This window comes from Lelliottia sp. RWM.1, assembly GCF_016859735.1.
In the GTDB taxonomy this organism is placed as follows: domain Bacteria; phylum Pseudomonadota; class Gammaproteobacteria; order Enterobacterales; family Enterobacteriaceae; genus Enterobacter.
The window spans coordinates 1-20,702 of the sequence record NZ_WLVC01000015.1; the positions used below are offsets into that span (position 1 = coordinate 1).

The 20,702-nt window shown below is 51.4% G+C and carries 24 protein-coding genes and 1 pseudogene; 3 read left to right on the plus strand and 22 right to left on the minus strand.

Translation table 11 applies throughout. The features are described from left to right. The 3 genes and pseudogenes from GF617_RS12770 to GF617_RS12780 form a co-directional block, all read left to right on the plus strand. Positions 1-238 (plus strand): annotated as a pseudogene (locus GF617_RS12770) (hypothetical protein); the annotation flags it as partial. 366 nt (positions 239-604) lie between these two features. Further along, positions 605-1,363, plus strand: a complete 759-nt coding sequence (locus GF617_RS12775) for a hypothetical protein (RefSeq protein WP_203451809.1) — start codon at positions 605-607, stop codon at positions 1,361-1,363. 107 nt (positions 1,364-1,470) lie between these two features. Then, positions 1,471-1,752 carry a hypothetical protein gene (locus GF617_RS12780; RefSeq protein WP_203451810.1) on the plus strand — a complete coding sequence of 94 codons (282 nt, stop codon included), beginning with the start codon at positions 1,471-1,473 and terminating at the stop codon, positions 1,750-1,752. Positions 1,753-1,796: 44 nt separating this feature from the next. On the opposite strand, the gene GF617_RS12785 is transcribed toward GF617_RS12780, so the two are convergent. From GF617_RS12785 to GF617_RS12890, 22 genes are all read right to left on the minus strand, one after another. Then, positions 1,797-3,341, minus strand: a complete 1,545-nt coding sequence (locus tag GF617_RS12785; protein ID WP_203451811.1) for a conjugal transfer protein TraG N-terminal domain-containing protein — start codon at positions 3,339-3,341, stop codon at positions 1,797-1,799. Positions 3,342-3,351: 10 nt separating this feature from the next. Next, positions 3,352-3,690, minus strand: a complete 339-nt coding sequence (locus GF617_RS12790) for a hypothetical protein (RefSeq protein WP_203451812.1) — start codon at positions 3,688-3,690, stop codon at positions 3,352-3,354. A gap of 1 nt (position 3,691) precedes the next feature. Next, positions 3,692-5,086 (minus strand): integrating conjugative element protein, encoded by a 1,395-nt coding sequence (locus GF617_RS12795; protein WP_203451813.1) that lies wholly within the window; start codon positions 5,084-5,086, stop codon positions 3,692-3,694. Positions 5,087-5,097: 11 nt separating this feature from the next. Next, positions 5,098-6,069, minus strand: coding sequence for a TIGR03756 family integrating conjugative element protein (locus GF617_RS12800; protein ID WP_000839024.1), 972 nt, complete (start codon positions 6,067-6,069; stop codon positions 5,098-5,100). Continuing rightward, on the minus strand, positions 6,066-6,473 hold the full coding sequence (locus GF617_RS12805) for a TIGR03757 family integrating conjugative element protein (protein WP_058799411.1): 408 nt from the start codon (positions 6,471-6,473) through the stop codon (positions 6,066-6,068). The genes GF617_RS12800 and GF617_RS12805 overlap by 4 nt, the downstream gene beginning before the upstream one ends. Before the next feature lie 266 nt (positions 6,474-6,739). After that, the gene (locus GF617_RS12810; protein WP_000737122.1) at positions 6,740-7,147 is read right to left on the minus strand and encodes a hypothetical protein; all 408 of its coding nucleotides are present in this window, start codon (positions 7,145-7,147) and stop codon (positions 6,740-6,742) included. Further along, positions 7,144-9,960, minus strand: coding sequence for a conjugative transfer ATPase (locus GF617_RS12815; protein WP_203451814.1), 2,817 nt, complete (start codon positions 9,958-9,960; stop codon positions 7,144-7,146). The genes GF617_RS12810 and GF617_RS12815 overlap by 4 nt, the downstream gene beginning before the upstream one ends. Further along, positions 9,960-10,376 carry a TIGR03751 family conjugal transfer lipoprotein gene (locus tag GF617_RS12820; protein WP_000926982.1) on the minus strand — a complete coding sequence of 139 codons (417 nt, stop codon included), beginning with the start codon at positions 10,374-10,376 and terminating at the stop codon, positions 9,960-9,962. The genes GF617_RS12815 and GF617_RS12820 overlap by 1 nt, the downstream gene beginning before the upstream one ends. After that, the gene (locus tag GF617_RS12825; RefSeq protein WP_305955352.1) at positions 10,360-10,623 is read right to left on the minus strand and encodes a hypothetical protein; all 264 of its coding nucleotides are present in this window, start codon (positions 10,621-10,623) and stop codon (positions 10,360-10,362) included. Before GF617_RS12825 ends, GF617_RS12820 begins: the two co-directional genes overlap by 17 nt. An 11-nt stretch (positions 10,624-10,634) precedes the next feature. Beyond that, positions 10,635-12,161, minus strand: a complete 1,527-nt coding sequence (locus GF617_RS12830; RefSeq protein ID WP_064373791.1) for a TIGR03752 family integrating conjugative element protein — start codon at positions 12,159-12,161, stop codon at positions 10,635-10,637. Further along, the gene (locus tag GF617_RS12835; RefSeq protein ID WP_064373788.1) at positions 12,158-13,057 is read right to left on the minus strand and encodes a TIGR03749 family integrating conjugative element protein; all 900 of its coding nucleotides are present in this window, start codon (positions 13,055-13,057) and stop codon (positions 12,158-12,160) included. The genes GF617_RS12830 and GF617_RS12835 overlap by 4 nt, the downstream gene beginning before the upstream one ends. Next, positions 13,054-13,713 (minus strand): PFL_4703 family integrating conjugative element protein, encoded by a 660-nt coding sequence (locus GF617_RS12840; RefSeq protein ID WP_064373787.1) that lies wholly within the window; start codon positions 13,711-13,713, stop codon positions 13,054-13,056. The genes GF617_RS12835 and GF617_RS12840 overlap by 4 nt, the downstream gene beginning before the upstream one ends. Further along, positions 13,710-14,090 carry a TIGR03750 family conjugal transfer protein gene (locus GF617_RS12845; protein WP_000268263.1) on the minus strand — a complete coding sequence of 127 codons (381 nt, stop codon included), beginning with the start codon at positions 14,088-14,090 and terminating at the stop codon, positions 13,710-13,712. Before GF617_RS12845 ends, GF617_RS12840 begins: the two co-directional genes overlap by 4 nt. 9 nt (positions 14,091-14,099) lie before the next feature. Next, positions 14,100-14,465, minus strand: a complete 366-nt coding sequence (locus GF617_RS12850) for a TIGR03745 family integrating conjugative element membrane protein (protein WP_064373785.1) — start codon at positions 14,463-14,465, stop codon at positions 14,100-14,102. Between the two features lie 12 nt (positions 14,466-14,477). After that, positions 14,478-14,723 carry a TIGR03758 family integrating conjugative element protein gene (locus tag GF617_RS12855; protein ID WP_064373783.1) on the minus strand — a complete coding sequence of 82 codons (246 nt, stop codon included), beginning with the start codon at positions 14,721-14,723 and terminating at the stop codon, positions 14,478-14,480. Then, positions 14,714-15,031, minus strand: coding sequence for an RAQPRD family integrative conjugative element protein (locus GF617_RS12860; protein WP_001216596.1), 318 nt, complete (start codon positions 15,029-15,031; stop codon positions 14,714-14,716). Before GF617_RS12860 ends, GF617_RS12855 begins: the two co-directional genes overlap by 10 nt. A gap of 191 nt (positions 15,032-15,222) precedes the next feature. Continuing rightward, entirely contained in the window at positions 15,223-15,984 is a 762-nt protein-coding gene (locus tag GF617_RS12865) for a TIGR03747 family integrating conjugative element membrane protein (RefSeq protein ID WP_064373782.1), read from the minus strand. After that, positions 15,971-18,082 carry a type IV conjugative transfer system coupling protein TraD gene (gene traD, locus GF617_RS12870; protein WP_064373779.1) on the minus strand — a complete coding sequence of 704 codons (2,112 nt, stop codon included), beginning with the start codon at positions 18,080-18,082 and terminating at the stop codon, positions 15,971-15,973. Before traD ends, GF617_RS12865 begins: the two co-directional genes overlap by 14 nt. Before the next feature lie 229 nt (positions 18,083-18,311). Continuing rightward, a complete protein-coding gene (locus tag GF617_RS12875) occupies positions 18,312-18,860 on the minus strand; it encodes a restriction endonuclease (RefSeq protein WP_032676577.1) in 549 nt (182 codons plus the stop codon). Next, a complete protein-coding gene (locus tag GF617_RS12880; protein WP_032676576.1) occupies positions 18,857-19,387 on the minus strand; it encodes an integrating conjugative element protein in 531 nt (176 codons plus the stop codon). Before GF617_RS12880 ends, GF617_RS12875 begins: the two co-directional genes overlap by 4 nt. Further along, complete coding sequence (locus GF617_RS12885; protein ID WP_064373777.1) at positions 19,384-20,007, minus strand: transglycosylase SLT domain-containing protein; 624 nt, start codon at positions 20,005-20,007, stop codon at positions 19,384-19,386. Before GF617_RS12885 ends, GF617_RS12880 begins: the two co-directional genes overlap by 4 nt. Beyond that, complete coding sequence (locus tag GF617_RS12890; RefSeq protein WP_064373815.1) at positions 19,986-20,699, minus strand: TIGR03759 family integrating conjugative element protein; 714 nt, start codon at positions 20,697-20,699, stop codon at positions 19,986-19,988. Before GF617_RS12890 ends, GF617_RS12885 begins: the two co-directional genes overlap by 22 nt. Positions 20,700-20,702 lie beyond the last annotated feature (3 nt).

Consider the following 20,702-nt stretch of genomic DNA (forward strand, 5'->3'; position numbering starts at 1 on the left):
CCGGATAGATTCAAGCAAGCCAACTTGTCGTCAAAATCGGTGTTGCAAAAACGGGAGTGACCATAGATTCCGTTTTCCAAGCGGACCCCAGGTAGCCCGTCTGACCGCCACCGGCGAACACCTGGCGACGCAGCTGCAGGACACCAAAGCGGAGCTGAAGGAAACCCGCGAGGATGGCCGTGCGCTGCAGGCCGAGCTGCTGGCCCTGGCACGCCATGATGGGAAGGCGAAGAAATGAAAGCGGAAATACAGGCCCACGTGAGGGCCTTCCGCCGTCCGCTGGAGCTCTCCACCAAGGAACGCGCCAGCTCCTTGTGCCCTCCGCCTGGCACAAGGAGCTGGGGTCATTTCCGGACTGCTACTGTGAGCTGGCCAGCCAAGCACTGGTGCAGTACCTGAGAGATTACGACAAAAGCGACAGAACGGTTACCGGTCCGTCAGGTTAGGGCACTCACGTCCCTGAAGGAGTTTATCGTGGGGAGCACTGAATCCGTCAATCACACTGACTCCAGCGGGCCAGCAGACTGACGGCCTGATATGTCAGGTATTACAAGCGGAAGTCAGCATTATGGTATCCATACCGGCTAAGGATAAAGTTAAAAATATGAGTAAAAAAAATATGCGTGAAAGATGCAAGGAGACGTACCGATTTCTCAGATCGGTAGATGCGCTTTATCATTGGATCGGGCTCGGTAGTCTGGTTGTATTGCTGTTCAAGGTGGCGGTTCTGAACTGTATACCAGCTCCGCTGCATTTTATGTCTGCAGTCAGCCCGGTGGTGGAAGGCATTCTTGGCTCGGTAATCGCCAGCTACATTTTTTATATGTTCTGTATTCACCCGCCAGTGTTTGCAGAAAAAAAAACCAGTGCGGCTTTTGTTAATTTTATACTGACACGGATAAAAAAAGGGTTTGATGAACATTTGCGCAATGTGTCCTCCACGCTGAGCTATGACTCAACCGAACAGGATTTTTATGCGACATTTACGGGTATCAATCCCTTTGCACGTAACGCACCTTTACTCCTTCAGGCACACCCAAAGCTGATATATGCAGACTGGTTCGAGTTTTTTCAAAACCATAATGTGCATATAAAGAAAGAAATCTCGCGCCTGCTGGATTCGCGGCTAACCTTGGATATAGAGACAATCTACATTCTGAATCTGATTAACGACTGCAGCTGGTTCATGATTACCGAAAAACTGGCTGGACTGAAAGGGCAGATGACAAATGGTCATAACCCTTTTGTAAATCCAAACCAGCCAGCAATTTCATGCTGCTCAAGCATGTATGAGTTGAAGGAGTTTATCAGAAGCCTACAACCTGCAATCGATGCTACGGATAAACTGGCAGGTAGAGTCTAAAAGACAGGTTGACATGTCCCTTATACGGCCCAGATAGCGCTTAATAATTTGCGTGTATAGGGGATTTTTAGTAGCTTATTTATTAGACAAAATGAGGAGTCATTACCATGAGCGAGGACGGTTTCAATAAAGATGACCTGAGCAGCACCTTTGCGCGCTTCACCACAAAACGCCGCAATATCGTTTGTGATGAATCCAAGCTGAAGCGGAAAAAACCTGAGCCGGTAAAACTTACGAGTGCAACACAAGAAATTGGTTGTGTGATTTCATCTGTACTCGCCTCTACCTCTAAAGCGGATGTCACAAAAGACAAACAGGACCAATATAAATCTTCTATCCGTTACAGCTGGGAGAAAAAAGGTATTAACGGTGGTTCTAACAATTTTTAATCTTATGAAGCGATGGCATAACCACCGCTTCATATAGCCATCAGTTATCCTTTACTTAATCCTGATTTAATCCCTCCTGAAGCTGCATCAATCGCCACCCCTTGAGCTTTTTTACCTGCTTCCGAGCCAGCATCCGTAGGCATTTTAGAAGCATCACTAAAGTTGTTAGCCATATTACCAATTCGAACTCCAGCCCAACTCAGCATACCAACCCAGAACATCGGAAAGACCAGGTACATCATCCCCAGTACTAGGTTCATAATCCATCCATCAGCCGTTGAGCTAAAGAAAGCCGCGAAAGGCACCGAGCTGTTTGCAATCCCCTGCTCAGCCATATTGTCATAGAGGATGGTGATCAATCTGTCATCAAGCCAGCCTGCCAGTTCCCACCAGAACGTAATGAACTGAAGAGCGAATAATGCGAATGAGATAGTAAAAATGGTTTTCGGATCGTAGGCGCTGAACATCATTAACGCAGGAATGACCGTGATTATCATCATCAGCAATAATGCCTGGATCATCGGCAGTGCCTGCTTCATTGCATCAAATCCAGGTAACGCCTCGGCCTGTTTCAGTCCAAGACCAATAGACGAGGTAAGGCGTGTAAGATTACCAACTACTCCGGTGGTTGTATCGCTACTGCCAACAGCATAAGTGGTACCGCCCCCAGACAGATCTGCGTTACGTGGGCTGACAAGCCAGCGTAGGGCGATTTCTTCCCACTGCTGTCCGGGGAACTGGCGCTGCATCTCCTTACGTGTGTTATCACTAAAGCTGGCCAGAACTCGTTTGCGAAGCCCGGAAGTACCATCGGACCACCACGTCTTACATGTTGGATATCCACCTGTACCTGTATCTGGATAGCCACTGTCCCGGCTACTGTTGTAAGGCCACTGGCTACGTGGCGTCATAGCCGTGTAGTAGTCATAATATCCGGAAGTATTCAGGAAGTAGCTGCTACCTATCCAGCCCACAGAGTTGATGGTGGCATCACTGAGCTGGCTGTTGCTGTTTTTCAGTCTGAAATATGCTCTCGAGTAACATTGATCTGCAAATTCCTGGACCTCCTGCAGCAACACAGGGTCACGCAGCTTCGTGTTCTGAACGTCAAAACGCATCTGTCGCAAATTCGTACCGCATGGGATTGACGCAATCATTGCCTGCGTTGTGCCTTTCGACATCATATGCAGGAGATACCACCATACTGGAACCTCGGCCGTGCGACCGTCGAAATCATTAACGAGTCCCTTGTAGCCAGAATTCTGTGGCGTCGGCACACTGACGCCGCACTGTTTAGCGCGCGAGCTGTCGAACTTGATTGTGCTGATATCAACCGGCAACAGCGGAATACAGCAAAAGAGCATCACAAGATAAGACACATACAGTGCATGTTCGATTCGCGGAAGGGCAAGAAGCCCTTTGTTCCCCTCGTCAGCCCCCTCCTCCCTCACTTTCAGCCAGACGCCAAGAACCCTGACCACCAGTGGCAATGCAAAAAGGCCCGTATTGCTGAGAATGCTCCACATGGCATTGTTCATTACCCAGCCAAAGAGAACGAGAAAATATTCCAGAAAACTGTTTGCGGTCATCGTCCTCTCCTTACACAGCGCTTGTCCAGGCCACATATTCCGTGGCTACCAGGAACAACCCCCCCATCAGTTCCATACGCACAAGACGCGGACGTCCATCCGGCCAGCGGATTAATGCCTGTGGGCGTACCTTCAATATCCAGGCGGTAATAAGGCAGCCATAAAGAACCAGTCGCCAGGCAAACAGTCCCCATCGGCTGTCATGCAACCAGCGCCGTGTGATGTGGCCATCAGGGTCGTAAGCCATAAATACCGCTGCGATAGCAAACATGCTGGCCGTCATCAACAGAATGAGCAGCACCATAAGGAGAATTCGGCCAATATGGCCGCTGAACGGGTAAAGTCTCATATCAGTTTGCTCCGGAAGACTGAGACTGGCCCATCTGGCTGAAGCCCTGGTCCTCGTTACCGGCTTTCTGCTGCAGACGGTTATCCTGATTCCTTGTCCCCTGCCGCTCCAGTGCCGTCAGCAGGCTGTTATTGCTTATAGATTTGCGTAACTCCATCTCATTACGCAGCGCAGTCAGCTCGCGATCGAGGGCATCGATGCGGCGATCACCCTCAGCAATGGCTTCCGGCTGCTCTGCAGCATTAGGTTCGGATTCACCAGTAGTGAGCATCCTGCGCATTGTAAGCGCGGTTTCAACGGTATCGGACATCGCCAGTTCGCCGGCAAGCCGCTGAACCAGGGCCGCTTTGTCTGGATCGTCACGTAATGCCTGAATTACCCCGCGGGTGACAACGAGACTCCCGGTTTTCAGTGCGGAAAGGTTATCAGTGGTGGGCTGCAGTTCACCACTAACCAGCTTACTAAGCTGCTTCAGATTCTCTTTCGTGGCATCCTCAAGGATGGGAGAAAAGCCAGTACCAGCGACAGCACTGCCCGGCTGGTTATCGGTTCCACCACTGGTACATTCACTGGTTTCCCGACAAGTCCTGATGGAGCGATCACCAAGCACTTTAACAACGGCCGTTGCGGCCTCTTCAGAAGATTTATAACGTTGGCATACGGTACCATTGCAGCTCGAGGAGCCGACGCTGCTGTTACTGGTCACTGGCAAATTATTCATCATGTTATAACCAGCTTTGGCCAGATCCCGAGTGGGCTGAATTGCGGGCTGCCCCTTGCCGCCTCTTTTCTGCCCACCAACCCACGTCACACCTTCCTCTCCAGTTGCTTTTTGCAGTTTCTGGTCGCTGGAAACCGCATCGCCGCCACTTGTGGCCACAATATCTTTGTACTCTTCAGAGACGGCTACCTGCTGCCATTTATTGCCAATGGTATAATCAGCCAGCTTCTTCGACATGCTCTGACAGTTCAACATCGCTTTATCAAAGCTCAACCCGGCCTGCAGAACGCCATTGGTGAGCATTTCATACAGCCCGGGGTTTGCGCGCTGAATAGCCATTGCCGGCATACTCATGACAGCACCGGTCGCCCCCTGAATCACATTCCCCATCAAATCCTTAAACCCGCTGGTAATACCATTCAGCTGGTTGCCAACGGTTGTTTTGATGTCGAAATTGCCACACATCAGATCACTGCTAAGGCCACCATTAATGCCTATCCTGGACATATTGTTACGACTGGGCGGGGGTGAAATAACCGAACCGCCACCAATAGAATAAAAGAGCCCATCGCTGATAGCGTTACCGCTAACTGACGCCCCCGATGAAGACAAAGAGATATCAGCTGCCATTGCCGGCAGCGAGGCAAAAATCAGTAAAAGTCCTGCTTTTTTCATGTTCTGAACCTTTATGAGAAATCGGTGCTGGAAAGGAACGTCTGGCCGCGACGTTTGCAGCAGCTGTACGGTTGCCACAATGCCCAGGCATAGTTACCGTCCTGGGCAATCTGGCCATTGGTGTCGGGAAACACTGCACAGGTCTGGGACAACTGAGGCGAAAGTCGCTGCCATTTGTGGTTTTTCGTGCCGGTATTTTCTTTTACCGGCTCGGGTGGCCAGTAACCCGGGGACTTCTGTCCCGTAAGGGGGTTGTAGACATGGAGCTGGCCGGAGCGGGTAATGACGTCAGCGACACGCTGAACTACAACCGCTGCTGATTTGTAACTGTCTGTCTGGGTGACAAACCCGCTACGTGGATAAACGTTCCCCCACATATTGCCGGATGTGGTTTCCCCGATTTCTCGTTGCCCGGGGATGAGTGCTTCGGGATAAAGGGTCTCCGGGACACCCGTTCGCCAGACCAGAGCATCCAGTGAGCTGTTGAAATATGGCATGAAAGGAGTGGCAGCACTGTCGCATGAATAACCCGGCACCATACCGCCAATGACTTTCGTTGCTGGATGGCCATAGGCGTCGCCGTAATAGAAATGCAGGTTCTGCTTACGTTCCCCGGGAGCTTTCATCTCCTGACGACCGCCCCCCGTACTCACGCCCGTCACACTTTCCAGCAGGGAACCTTCAGCACCGCTGGCGGCGTCACTAACTGTGGCCATTTCAGTCCAGGGGTTATCTCCGGGATTGAGGTAAGCCGATACCACAGCCTCCGGAATGAAATGCGTCACTTTTACCGAGGTTTTCACCGTGCAACCAAATGGAGTACACAATAACCAGTAGCAGATACCACTGACACGCCAGCTGATACAGTCTGTACTTGCCGCGCTGGCCAGAAGATTCGCTGTATTGACACTGGCCATGGTGCCGGAACAAACCAGCAATGTGGCGATCGCCAGTCGACGTGGTCGGAAGGAGAGAGATTTCATCGGTTCTTCTCCTTCCAGGCAGCGAGCTGACGGGTTGCCTCGTTGACATCAGTCGTACCGTAGACAACAAACACGTCATCAAAAACCACAGCCGGGTATTTTTCCAGACCGAGGGACCAGGCATGAGTGACACCCGCATAAGCTTCAGCCAGTTGTTGTTGCTGCTGCCGGAAATTCGGGGAAGAGATCACTGCCCGGGCACGTTGTTCCGCAAGAACGGGATCGGCAGATAACTGACCGAAAATGTCCGCCTGTGCTCGTTCGGGCGCATCGAGCTCAACAACGGAGACATCCGGACCAGGATTTGCTGCTACGGCATGAGAGGAGTCGGTATATATCACTGTGCCGGCACTGGCACCGACGGAAATGAACAGTGCTGCCAGGCAGCAAAATGGCATTTTCATGAAAAACACTCCCTGAGTGTGAAAAACCTATTCAGGGTGCGTTCTCTTTAAGGAGGGGTCAGTAATTAATTCTGACGTGAAAAATGATAATTAATCTTGCCCTGGTAATTCATCATCTGTACGTCAGCATAAATCTCAGATCGCTGGAAATGTCATTTTTTAAATGCAGGAACTTTAATACTCGCGGGCTCTTTGCCGCCCGCACCCGCAGCCTCCCCCCTTACCAGACAGCGGAAAACACACCGCTGTCTGGCAAGGTCGGAGGGTTATAAGTCACATCCGGTGTCACAGGTCACCCTGTCGATTTCCTTAAGAACCCAGAGCATATCGGTTGCATCGGGAACACAGATATTCCATCGGATACCCGACCGGTACTCCTGTTCTGCTGGCCAGAGTGTATTGCCGGTAACAGTTATCAGGATATCCAGGGTTTTCTCATGCACGTCGCTGAGGTGGACTGCAACGCAGCTGCGCCGGCCAACCCGGTGAGGATAGACCGACAGCAATACAGGCTGCTCCAGTCTCTTAACGATCTCCCCTTGCAGATGCTTAATCGACTCACTGTCAGCCACACCGACTGAGGCAGAACCCTGTGGCGGAACGGTAAAAATAACAGAGGCAATAAAAGCCTTGTCCGGTACAACGATCGGCGTCGCCATAGTCAGTTTTTTCATATGGTCCCCTGAATAGTACCAATGCCACGTTTCTCATCGAGGCGGCGCGCAACGTGAAATGCGGCCTCAAGCTCCGAGCAATTTAATTCATTCATAATGGCCCGTCTTTCGGCTTTTTCCTCTTTTTCAGTCATTCCCAGCGCCAGGTACAAACTGGGGGGGACCGCACGAAACAACGCCTGTACCTTACGGGACAAAATAACTCCCTCTGTGTATTTTCTCGGAAGTTTTGTCGCGGACAACAGCATCGCCTTCTGCTCTTCTGTGAGCGTCTTAAATCGCGCTATTTGTTCAACTTCATCAGGTGGCATAACGAGGCAGATCCACCACTCCGCCATATTGAGCATTTTTTTCGCAGTGTCAGGGAAATCCTCCAGGTTCTGTGTGAACAACCACAGCCATGATCCGAGCTTACGCCACATTTTGACAATTTTGGTTGCATACGGGCCCAACAGCGGGTTAGCAGTTACAATATGCGCTTCGTCGATTGGCACAATGATATCCCGATCGCTGAACTGTTCCCTTTCTGCGATATTGTTAATCGTATTAAGCAGCGAGATGACAGCAACGGCCATCTGAGCTTCATAGCCTTCACGCGCCAGCGTACCTAAATCAACAATAGTCACGTCTGCCTCTGGCCATTGCGCGCCCGGACGGTTAAACAACTCCCCTTCAAAACCTTCGGTAAACATGCGTAATGCTTCTGCCATCTCTTCAGCTCGCGCACGTCGCGCTGGCGTGCGTTTCTCGCGGCCGTCTTCTCCCATGCTGACATCGCGGGCAATGTTCTCAAGCGAGAACATTAAATCTTCCGGTAGCATCTGGCGGTTTTCGTCAAACGCTTTACGAGCCGCAATGAGTATCGCCTCACGAATCATACCGCGGTCGGCGCGTGTCATTCGCTCCTCTTCTGCTGCTTCACCACCGGTGATCATCAACCGCGCTGCTATCTCCATTTCACCCAGAATGTCACGTTCTTCGTCCTTGTCCTCATCATCTTCATCAATGTCAGGGAGGGCCTCTTCGCTTGTCACTAGCGTCTCAGGTTTCGCCTGCATGAGCAGATGTGAATCGCCAAACGGAGCAAGTGAAATAACCTTACCAGGCTTGATACTGACCCGGTGCACTGAGAGCCCCAGCGAATTACAGTAATCGCCAAACAGACCGAAGCTGTTACCCGCTTCCAGCAAAAATATACGGGGGCGGTAGATTGCCACCATCTGAGCCAGTTTATCGAGCGCAGTGGCAGATTTACCGGCACCTGTTGGCCCGAACAGCAGCAGGTGCGCATTCTGGGTACGGTCATTTTTATTAAGTGGATCTACGGACAGGGGGCCACCACCACGATTCCAGAACGTAAGCCCCGGGTGACCGGTACCGGTGTCACGACCATAAATAGGGGCGAGACATGCAAAATGCTGTACAAACATAAGGCGCGTGTACCAGTTGTGTTTATCCATTTGAGGGTTAAAGCACATGGGTAAGGCACGCATATAACTGCTGAGAGGGCCAATATCGTGTTCAGGATTTATCGGTTCCATCCCACAGTTCAGTAATTTACTGCTGAGATCAAGATACCGTTTATCGAGTGTTTCCTTGTCCTGAGCCTTGATAAGCAGTGTGATGGCCGCACGGTAAAGTTTGTGTTTGTTTCCCAGGAAATTACGCGCTGTAGCAGCGTCTTCACGAGCACGCAGGGAATCAACATTCTCCCCCATTGAATTGCGGCTCAGGCTCGCAAAACTTTCTTCAAGTTTGTCCTGAGGCTGAACCACCAGGGTCATGGCCAGAACTGTCCCTTCCGGAAGCAGATCCATAATGGCATTCACGTTATCACCACGTTTTACCTCCCCCGTCAGATGACCGGTGGAAGGTGCAGTACGCAGGCGGGCAACCGGAACAGCTTTATGTGCCACATCATCAAACCACCACACACCGCTTTCGGCATCACTTCGCGGGCGGGTAAACCAGAGGCTTTCGCTGAAATCATTCAGAAGAGGCAGATCGCCCGGTGCATAATCGGAGTGTTTTGCGCAACGATACAATGTTTTCTTATCGACCCACGCCGGCGCCGGGTTGAACCAGCGCAACAGCCAACTATGGATTTGCTCGCCGTTCTGCTTTTCGCACCGGATACCGGCACCGCTCAGAGCTGCAGTCAGGCGATCGCAGACCTGTTTCAGCAGCACCTCCGGTGGCATGGGGTCACGATACGGCGTCTCAACCCAACGGTAAACCACCATGCGCGTTCTGCGAATTTGCCCTCTCCAGGCGGCCCCTGTGACAGCCTCGTCTACAAAAAGCCCCTGTTCCACCGCCACATTTTCTAGGTGGCGCTCCTGTTCCGCCAGCCAGGCTTTAGTGAATTCGGTTCCCTGAGCTCTTGGCCTGACATAGCCTCTGATAGTATCCATATAAGTAGAGAGATCAGAGTCATCCTGGCAGAAAAACTGTACCACCCATTGGTGATCATCCAGTTCAGGGAGACTGTCCTGTAGGGCGTTCTCAGCGATATTGCAGATTTCGTCCAGACGTGTTTCCGGGCGCCCTTCAGTGCCCACAGGAATAATCTCATACACGGCCCCGACAGATACACCATCGTCAAGCAGAATGCATTCATGCTCTGGCAAATACTCGCCCCAGGGAACATGATCGATAATGGAAGGTGCCGTGGAATACAGACGCGCTTCATCTGAATGAGTCAGCTGCCCTTCCCGGGTAAGCGGTTCATACCCACTGACGGAAAACGGACCGTTACCGTACTGATGAGCATCCTGAGACGCTCGACGTCGGCTAAATAGAGGGAAAGCCATCAGAGATCCTCCGTTCGCTCACCAGGCAACGCATACTGTACCTGGCTGTAGAAAGGAAAGACGGTGCTGTAGCCTGGAACCGGCGTGTTCCCGCCAGCCAGATGCGGGAAAACATACATGACCATGTCAGGATTTGGCAGACGCGGAAACGTCTGCTGAATTTCATTTTCCTGGGTGCGGCTGTAGCTGTTACTGACCTGCTGATTGATCTCACGTTCGCTGTCTGTAACTGGCCGGCGAAGTGTTGTTCTGCTCTCGTTGGTAGCATGAGTTGCCGATGCACCATCGTTCCATAATTCAAGCATGGTGCTGTCGCCAGGCGGCAACATTTCCTCTTTTGACGTACTGCAACCCGAGAGGGCAAGCGGTACAACGACCAACATAATGGTGGCCAGATGATTAAAACTGAGCAACATGCACCTCCGCTTCATCCGAATCACTGATGACAGCTGACAGACGAAACACTCGCCCATCAGGCAGTTGCATCTGCATTCCATTACCCTCGCTCAGAAGCTTCTTTCCGACAGCGAGCAGGGCCTGTTCGGTGACTTCATGCCTGCTACCTTCCCATTTGCCATTATCACACCTGACAAAACCGGCAAAGAGACGGCCACCCAGTGGTATATAGTCCACCCGATATTCGAGGTTTTTATTGTTCTGCATCTTTATCCCCATCAGTCCATGCCCGTGCTGCTACCAGCGAGGCTGAAATCGTCATATTTCACCTTGCGGCCTTTTTCTTCATAATCAATCGCCAGCTGACGAGTGATATGTAAAGCCACTTTTTGTCCAGGCGGTACATAGATCGCGTCAAACGTCTGACCATATCGCGCTTTAACCCAGTCAACGGTCTCACGCATACCGCCGGATAACGCCTTACCCAACACTGCCTGACCAGCATCCCCCGTCAGCGTTGACGTCACACCACCATAGCCATTGGTCTGGCTGGTATTCTGGTTTTCGGCCACGGCATCACCAGCTGCGCTGGCAGCTGCAAGTGCGGCAATGGTTGGCAGATAAGTAGAAGCGTTTGATTTTCGGGTACCCGAAATGCATGGAATGCCGTTGTCATCTGACAACCAGCCAATACTGCTGTTATTCCCACCCTGGCTGTTCTGATTACCACCATTACTGCCTTGCCCCTCAGGTGAAGGAAGCGTACGAACAGTGCCATCAGTAAAAACAAAAGTGATGCTGGTTATGGCGCCACGCACGCAGGAAAGCGTCCAGTCCCCCGTTGCAGTTCCTGAAACGATCGCCCCCTGTACATCAGGTAGTTCAATGCCATTTGCCGTCAGGTTGTCTTTTCCGATCATCACTTTGAACGGGTAAGGGTCAGTCACCTTGCCATCAATGGGAATACGTCCCAACAGAGCGGTCATGGCCCGACTGCCCACAAGCGTGGAGTTTTCCGGAAGGGTATAAACAGGGGCGGCATTTTTTTCAGATCCGGGAATGTTGTTCTGGACCGTTGTACTTACTGCTGACGTTGCCTGCCTGGCTGCATCACCTGCAGCGCCAAAGGAGGTGGCAAAAGAAAAACCAGTCGCGTTATTACTGTTTTTATCTGAGACAGGTCGACCGTTCGCATCCGTGGCAATACCATCTTTCGGCTCAACCCATTGCAACCCGTTGCCATCTGTTTGAGATATATTTCCCGTGCCTCCGGTTAGTCCATTGTCATAACCCAGTCCCACTGGAATATCGCTGCCTGCAGCATTACCTTTATTTCCTGCCGTTAAGCCGGAGGAGCCATTTTTGAGTTGGTCAAGAAGTTGGTTCACCTGCGAACTCAGATCAGTAACCTGAGAACTCAGTTGTGCACGTTTTTGAGCCTCTTCGGAACGAACTTGCCCCACAGCCTGGCTGATTTGCTGATCAACATTGGTGCTATTTTTTTTCAGCTCCTTATTTTCATCAGCAAGCGTTTTATTATCGCTTTCAAGGCTGTCAAGCCGCCCCTGAACCTTACGGTAACTACCAACCAGGGTACGCAAAGTATCCTGCGCGGTGTCACCTTCCACACCCAGCGCTTTGAGATCTTCTGGTGTAAGGTCCTTCAGGGCGACATTAGAGGTTTTCTGGCCTGCTTCATTTTTATCGTTTTTATCTGTACAGGATTTAACCCCAATCATGATGGCGCCCACCACTACGACGGGAACAGCAATTTTCACAAGCAGGTTTGAAGCAGGCTTTTTCATTTATGTGCTCCTCGGTTACTCCGCTTACTCTCCTTTCCTTCAGATTCGGGTAAACGCTGTTCAGCAATAAAGGCACTTTCGGGGCGTCCTGCAGTAACCAGATATAGAACTGTCGTGTCTTCCGGTGTACCGGCACGCCCCAGCCAACGGTGCTGGAAAGTCGCAGTAGTAAACTGACCTTGCAGCGAACGATGATCGAGGATGACCTTTACTGCTGCTCGGTTACGCACCTGCAGCGCAATTACACTGCTGCCCTGCAGACTCCAGGCAGCCATCGGCGTGACGCTGACGGACTCAGTGGGCATAAGTGTGGTGATCCGGGGGGGAAGCTTCAGTGAAACCGGACTTACTCCCGGTACGGGCTCTACCGTTCTCAACGGTCCATACATGTTCTGCGCGGCATAACGAGTCAGGACAACCGGCAGCGGCGCATTGAGTTTTGCGGGCCTCCGGCTTTCGGCCTTAGAATCTGCCAACGACTGATGGCCGGCACTGTCCCCATCACTGCTGACTGTCTGTTTATCGGTCGCCGAAGCGGTAGCCACTTCTCCGTCGTAGATAATTTTGACAGGTTCCCGCGTGGTTTTACCGGGGGCAGCAGAAACATCAAGTAGTAGTATTTCCCCGTTTTCCTTGTTCTGAAGCTCCAGTCTCGTCACCGGAAAGGCTTCTTTCGCATCGAGATAAACTACACCTCCGGAGCTTTGAATACGCAGCTTGTCGTTGAGTGCGGGCGGAAACCCCACTCGCACGTTTTTGTTTACAAAAACGATTCGCTCTTGCCCAACAGTCAGGGGAATCTGCAACGGTATCCGTTCCCATTTCATAAGCTCAACAGCACGAGCTCCGGCTGAGACCAGTACCAGGGTCAGCAGGATCACTGAGAATTTTTTCAATTGAATGCTCCCGACTTTTGTTCTGGCTCAGGCAAGGAGATCGCCTCAAGTCTTTGTGGCGCGCTGTCATAGCAGTCCAGTGCCAGTCCAAACGGATTTCGCTCTGGGTCGCCTTCCCAGCGAACCACTTTCATTGGATAACGCGCCAGGGCACGCTTAACGGGTTCGGTATGGAAATATTCGTCAGCTACCAGGTCCAGCCGTACCACCCAATGTTCTTCATCAATGATGGTCACGCTGCGGTTGCTGTAACCACGACGGGGGATTTCGTATACCACGCGTACACGATCGCGCAGCTCGTCATTATTCTTGCGCATCTCGGCGTCCTTATTGAGAAAATCCTGACAGGACGGCGTCAAATACGGGCTCATTTGGGCAATTTTGGCTATGTAGTCAGCTTCCCCATTTTTCGGCCAGGAATTCAGTTGCTGAAAAATGTAAAAAGCAAAACTGTAAACCGTAGATGGCGGGACCTCCCACCATTTTCGGGTGCTGCCGGAACGCAGGTCGGGCGGGTTGTGAATTGTCAGTTCCGAGGGCGCTCGCATCCATCCCAGACTGGTGACGAACAGCCCCAGAGCCAGCAAAACACAAGCGATACGTAGCGAAATAATATGATTATCGCGGGCGGTTATACCGTTACGAAAACGACTCATACTTTCCCTCCGCGCATCAACGGAACAGGTTTCGTTCGTTTAAGTTCCCACGCCCTGCTATCCAGAATCATGGTTCGGGACATACGTGCACGGCAGCGCAATTCCTCCAGACGTTGCCAGATATAATTTTCTGGCTTACCGCGCTTGTAGCTGGCAATCCAGTTGCCGCCAAAAAAAATAACCAACAGCGGCATCAGCAGCATGCACGTCGGAAAAGCCAGCCATCCAACAAAAGGAACCAGAGCTAACGGTATTGCCAGAGGGATACCGGCAATAACACCGATGACGGCCGCCAGCACAAACTCCCCGGATGTGAACCCTTTCCAGACCACGGGGGGGTTGTTCAGTCTGTCAGGAAGGAAATCAATGACGGCCATATCGGCTCCTTACAGGATATCTGAAGCTTTAGTTGCGAGGTAAATAACCAAAAGGATGAGGATGATGCCGACAACCAGATAGACCAGGAACTGAGTCCATTCCCCCTTACCACGACGGATATCGTGAAATGCGGTAATCACGGCATGTGCGACGGCAAAAAAAGCACCAACACAAACAAGAAGCCCTAACGCAAGTGCCCCCATTTTGATGTAGCCCATAACGGTGTTATAGGTTCCACCACCGCCTCCAGATGTTGGCTGTTCAACAGCTGGCAGGTCTGCCATAGCCTGACTTGCAGTTAAGAGACCGGTAAGCATCAAATATCCCGCACGGGAATAGGCAGAACGAAAATGCCTGAAGAAAGTGAATTTCATTGAGTCATCCTTTCAGTGGAAAAACAGAAACAGGGTCAGCAGATAAAGCACAATCAGTCGAATTAGCAGCTCATTGAACTGCCTGAACGTCACTGATTTACTGACCAGGCCACGGTAGGCCTGCGCCAGTGCCCATGCGCTGAAAAGGAGAACGACGATGGCGAGCGTACCGAGGATCAAGAGGTTCAGTTGCCCGGGCGTGAGGCTGCTTCCGGTGCCCGCACTCCATCCATTTAGCTGAGAGCCATTCATCGCCATGAGGGCTCCTCAGCACGGTACTGCCCGGTGACTAAAGTGGAGGGTGCTGTTGGCTGCGCGCGCGACGGCTCGAGATAAGTGGATATGCCCTGCCTCATCGTTGAGATGTCACGGGTTGCCTGCTGATAGTCGAAATAAAAGCGAGCGTCCTGATTCTGATTGGCTACGACGCGGGCGCGATCAAGGCCAGCCTGAACCTGATCCAACTGGCGCATCACGAGTGCCAGCTCATCTTTTTCTGACGCCTGGCAGGTCAGCACCGGCAGAACGGGCAATAACATTGCCAGGATGATTGTGGTGTGACGCATTTGCGACTCTCCCTAATAACTTGTCGTCGGGAGATTGACTCAAACAGGACATGCTGGCAGCAGGAAAATATTTATGAAGGTCAGAAAATTAAATGCCACAAAGTGAGCCGGTTAATACAGATGAACCTTCAAAAAAAAGCCCGCGACATCAAGCGGGCTCCGGGGAATTCCCGAAACAGCTACTTCCTGGGCTATAGGTATTTTTTAAAGGACGCCGTGACGATGGCCAGAACACCGCCAAGTAATAATGCTGATGGCAGCAACAGGAGATTTGGCCAGACAGCAGTCGGCCAGGCCAGATACAACATGCAGGGGCCGTAAAGTGCGGGTTTAATAAAACGTTTGGCGTGATGGTAGACAAAGCTCGATTCATATCCAGCTCCGTAACGACGCAAATCTCGACGGACCAGCCCTTCAACTATGCCAGTGATAATCACCAGGCCGAACAGCGGCAGACTCAGGAAAAGGATCATCACCCTGATGAAGAAAATCAGAGTTACCCAGAGCGTAGCTTGCAGGTACTCCCCAAGCCAGCCGATTAGTGAGTCACCGAACCGGTTTATCGTTGGGATAACTCCAGTCCCCTTCTGACCAGTTTCCCTGAATGATTGAAGCCAATGGCTGAATCCGCTATCGATAAACAGCCAGTTCCAGGCGGTATGTACCCACCGCGAAATCGTCTCAACCGGCGCTGCCATCAGTAAACTCCGTGTGTACCCTTCCGACAACCAGTGGCTTTCGGCAACCATCACCTGGTAGCTGTGTGAAGCACCTTCGTCAGGCCAGAGTAAGGCAATGCAGGCATATTCGATCAGCAGGCTAACCAGAAGCGACCCCAGCAGAATGCCAATTAAACTGACAGGCAAATCCCAGAGCAACATGCCGAATGGTCCGGATTGTTTCTGTCGGGATGGCGAACTGCGATTGGCAGTATCTCTGTCATGCTGAGACATTTTGCCCCCCCGAATATGCCGCATCACCGCCTGTCCACCAGGTTTCTCCAGTTCGGTAGTTCTGCTCCATATTGTCAGCCAGCTGCTTCAGGCTCGCTGGCATGTAAGGATCGTCGTTATCAGCCGGCAACGGCATCCTGATTTTCCACAGGCGCCCTCCTTCAAGCAGGGCAAATGCCTGCCCTTTCGGCAGGTTGATAACGTCTGAAGGGTTGAGCATCGGGACTTTAACCAGACTGACCTGGTCCTGAACGTTACTGTTAAAATCAGTACCCTCTCCCGGCCGGGATACGTCAGTGACACCAGATGTAAGGGTTTTCTGGTAGACGTCAACTTCCGGTAATTGGTCGGTCAGGAGCATGGCAGTGTTTTTTTCACGCACACGGAGCATGATCAATGAGTTGAAGTTCCCCACTACCTGATTCGCTTTAGCACTGCTGCCTATACGGGCCTCGATGTCCGAAAGAGTCTGCGTGTATGCAGTCACCTGGAAGCCCGCACCACCCCCTTTGTTGATGAGAGGAATAAACTCATCACCCATTAACTCGTTAAACTCGTCACAGTGAAGATTTATCGCCACTTTCGAACTTTTTCTGCCATCCTCATCACCGAGACCGAATTTATAGATGTGTCCACCTTCGGAAACGAGATCAGCGAACATGCTGTTGCCGACTGCTGCTGCGACAACAGGGTCGGATAGTGCATCGAGGCCGATATAAACCACGCCGCGCGATTTTATAATGTTATGCCAGTCCAGGATCGGTCTCGGATCGTTCAGGTCCGTATAGTCAGGTGCCAGCAATGCGGCCGTTTTACCAGTTGTAAGCTTTTCAAGCAGCGGCAGCAGTGACGCAACAATTTTGTCGAAATACGTTCGATCATATTGCACAGCGCTACGTAGCCCATCCAGCACCGGGTCCCACAGTTTTTTTCCTTCTTCGCTGGCCAGTACCTGCTCAATAGCCCAGATATTCATGCCATTAGGCCTGCCCTGCATGTGACGCGGTAGATCCTTCTCGCTTATACCGCTACCTAACAGCGCTTCGACTGTACTCAGCAACTGTGGTGCCTTTTCACTCAGCATATTCTCAACATAGGTTTCGTACAGTTCACCTATGTTTGTCACGTAACGCAGTATGAGACCGTAATCAGGACGCTGGCCAAGTGCGACCAGCGCACGGGTAATAATATTGACAAATCGCCAGGCAAATTCCCGAAATGCAGCAGAATTGCCCTCTCCGGAGAGCTGTCCTGCAACACGTGATGCTACTTCCGAGATACGGCTGAACCGTCCAACGGCATTGTAGCGAGCGCTTATATCTGGCCATCCGAGGTGGAACACCCAGAAGTTATCCTGACGACCAGCACGGTGTGCCTCGGCATACATTCGCCTCAACAGATCGGCATCTCCTTTCGGGTCAAACACGATGACAACTTCATGCTCGCCTGCAGCGTTTTTACGGCGAATATCCTGTGTGATAAGTAACTCAGCAAGCCGGGTTTTACCGACTCGTGTGGTGCCGATAACCAGTGTATGCCCTACACGTTCTCCGAGATCATAGGTGACCGTAGTTTCATCCAGTTCCACACCATGGTAAATGGGGCTTCCTCCTACAGGAGGCAACGGGCGAAACGGGTTGAGCGCCGAATCAGTTCGTGTCAGCCTGCACAACCACGGCAAGCTGTACTCCATCTTTTTTTCCAGATCGCGTGCCAGGCGATAAATAACAGAAGGTTGTACGTAGACCTCACACTCCGGACGCCTCGCTTCCAGAAGACGCTGCGTATGGCGGGGAGACCACTGGAAGCCCTTGCCAAGGAACAAGTGCCGCTGGCTGACGGGGATCTGCTCGCTGGTCAGTACATATCGGGGCAAACGGCGAATGTTTTGGCGGTAACGGAGTATTTTCATCCCCTCAGATGTACGCTTCAGCGCCAGTACACCAAACCCCGCGGCGGTCACCCAACTGACCGATGGTGCGAGCGCGACAGCCCAAGGGGCCGTAAGGCAAATAAAGGTTGCGCTACCCGCCGCCGCAGCGGAATACAGTTCAACCGCCGGGCGAAGGAGGGATTCCATCACGTACTTGTCGCTCATATAAAAGCCCTCCCCTGGAACAGAGCAAAAGTTTTATCATTGAGTTTGAGGAATAAATGAGCAGAATCTGTGGCCTTGCGGAATACGGCTAGAAATAAATAAAAGAAAAGAAATAACCCAAACATCAGCAAAGAAATCAATACAGACCGGAATATGAAAATCCGGAAAGAAACCAAAAGCCACACCGAACCAATAAACGGTAATGTTGATGTGGAAAAATTCATCTGTATTACCTCTTTTTTAATGGCCGGAGAACATGTTCAACGGATTCACCAGACAGCAGTAGCAAAAGGGAAGACCCGCTTATGAGCAAAATTTCCGGGTAATCACTGAAATACTTAAAACTGATAAAACCTGTTCGTCCTGTGTGTACAAACAGACCTCTGCATTTTTCTTGTCGAACTAACTCACCAAACTGGCGGACATGTTCAGGACGAACAGCACTGGCAAATCGTTTAGCCTGGACAAGCCACCTTTCCTGACCAATCCAGAACTGACCATCAATACCACCATCACCGCTGTAACTCGGATTACGCCTGACCGGTATTCCTCGCCGCTCTATGGCGGTCAGAATCATCTCCTCGAAAACATAGGGATTAATCTTCCGTAAATATAAAACCTGCTGCCCCGCTTTCAGCTCAGGCAGTTTTAGCAACACCCTGTTAGCCGTCTGTCGATTACGCTGATGTCTGCGGACACGGGCACTTCTTGTATTACACCGCAGCCAAAAAGCTGTGAGTGAAATGAAAGCCAATAATATGAAAACCACTGTGGTCATTGCGCTAATCCATCAGCGGTAATCAGGACAGGGTAATGCGTCAGTTTCAATCGCTGTGCCAAATCACCGCCGCGAACAGGGACCATCTCAGTACCTGGCAAGAGTCCTCTAAGCGTGTTGAGCGCACTTTCAGTCGTAACATTCACTACCATTCCTGTGGCGCCCATCCCTTTCAGTTCAGCACCACGCTGCCGCAGCCAGGCTCGGGAAATATCATCATCGCCAATCACAAAAACAGGGGGCAAACCGGGTAACTGCAGAGGGCGAGACGTCACCTTTCCGGGTGTCATTTCCGGTGTATTAACGGGCAACATATCGGAAATAGACAGCGATGACGGTGGTTCAGGCAAGGAAGAAACATCGGACAAATGCGACTCCTCACCTGAATTAATCGCCTCGAATAATGGTCTGGTTGACTCCCCGCCCAGATCCCCGACCACTGTCAGCGAAGCAAAACAACTAAACGCTGCTGTAAGCAGTGATACACAAAAGATGCCATTGAAATATTTATCGATATTTTTTTTCATTGAGGTTCAACCCAGGTTAATGAGTGACTGGCCAGAGCAACCGGCCCCCCTTCAGGGACCTTAATATCAGGTGCGATCTGACTTAGCTTGCGGCGTACGATAGCCATATATTTTGCTGCCGGCTTACCACCGGCCGGGTGGTGATAACAGCCAGCAGCTTTAATCCAGCTTCCAGGCTGAGCGTCATAGCAGGCACGGAGAATTCGGGCCGCTGCACGAAGATTTGTGTAGGGATCAAAAGCATCACGAAAGGATGGGAAAAGATGCCCGTTCCACCCAAGATTGACCTGGGCTACACCGACATCGATACGCTTGAGAGGGTAGCGCTGCATAAATCCAAGAAGTGCCGCAAAGGCCTCCTCGCGGGTTTCAAAGTGGTATCCTTTCCCTGCTACATTAATAGTCCAGGGCCATGGTTTAGACCCCCATGCGGTTTTACGGGTGCTTTCGGCCATCGCCAGCGAGTAAAGCGATTCTGCCGGAACGCGCTCGGCAGCAGCAATGACCCGATAAGCCTGCGGAACTACCTGAACACTGCTATTTACATTCACGACCGCCAGGCAACCAGTGCTGACAAACCATAAACAGCAAGCCAGTTTCAGAACGCGGCAATTTGCCATCCCTCTTCTCCCTGCTGCAAAATAACTGGCATCTGACCTTGCCCATAGCGCTGCCACAAACCGCGATCATGATTAAGGGTAATTTGCCGATTACGCACTTTTTCGACTGGTATGCCATGGCTTATTGCCCATGATCTGATTTTTTCGTCGCTCACGTCATTTCCGACAAGGTAAATATCTACCGGTCTGTTGTCAGCGATAACAGCAGCAAGCCGGGCATCACAGCGTGAACATGACTCTTTGACAAATAACGCCAGTCTTCCTTGTGTGTCATGAGCGATACCCGCGGCATTCCCCATATTCACGGCCAATGTTTCAGGATAAAGACGAAGCCAGGCAGCATTTATTTCACGTTGAAATGCGAGTTCTTTCTCGGTACGGGCGTATTCGTGTTTTACCCACAATTCAGCCAGCCGACGGCGATCAGATGAATTGTCTGTCTCGACGCCCAGGGCAGTGAGAGGATCAAGACCAGGGGACATAATTCCTCTGGCTCCTTTCATCAACGACTGATAGCGACTCCAGTCCTCATCTGAAAGCCCCCATTGTTGACCCTGCTGCTGCGTCTGAACCTGGTTTGCTGATGATGCCTGCAGGGATGTCTGCTGACTCCGATTCGATGGGGTGGTAACTGTTGATGCCGCTACACACAACGGCAAGGAAAGGACACCTGCCATCATAATTCTTCTCATCTG